Annotated in this window: 1 protein-coding gene; it reads right to left on the bottom strand. The window is 38.9% G+C overall.

The window, feature by feature from the left end; genetic code table 11:
* Nucleotides 1–345 (bottom strand): nicotinate-nicotinamide nucleotide adenylyltransferase (locus KH893_RS11845; RefSeq protein WP_427860409.1); only part of this gene is annotated, 345 nt, incomplete at its 3' end.
* Nucleotides 346–478 lie beyond the last annotated feature (133 nt).

Genomic DNA, 478 nt, shown 5'->3' with positions numbered 1-478 from the left:
CTTCAAAACACTATATGTCGACTGCTGTCCACCATCGTGAATTGGTGTTAATTCAATACCAAACTTTGAATTCCCACGAATCGCCAATCTAATCATCTCAGCTCTAGCAGATGGTTCAACGGCGTTTTCATGAGTACCACCAAAGGGCATTGCATCCGGCATAAAGTAAACCTTGTCAAGTCCCAGCTGATTGCAAATCTGCTCAGCGGCTATCAATTGTCCATTGTGAATCGGATTAAAAGTACCGCCAAAGATACCAATTCGATGTTTTTCTTTTTGACCATCCAAAGCCGTTTTTGGTTGAACAAAGGTTTTCATAGAAGAAAGACTAGTGAGCAAGTTCATTCACCTCAACTGAAATTTTTTGATAATCAGGATTCGATGATGGCAAATATAAAAGCAGCGTATGACCAATTTTTTGCACAATCGTAATCTGAGAATTCTTTTGTATAAATGTAATTGCTGCATCGATATCAGC

Source organism: Liquorilactobacillus sicerae, from assembly GCF_029916425.1.
GTDB lineage: Bacteria > Bacillota > Bacilli > Lactobacillales > Lactobacillaceae > Liquorilactobacillus > Liquorilactobacillus sicerae.
Note: the sequence above shows the minus strand (reverse complement) of the source record. Positions and strands in the feature narration are given on the sequence as shown.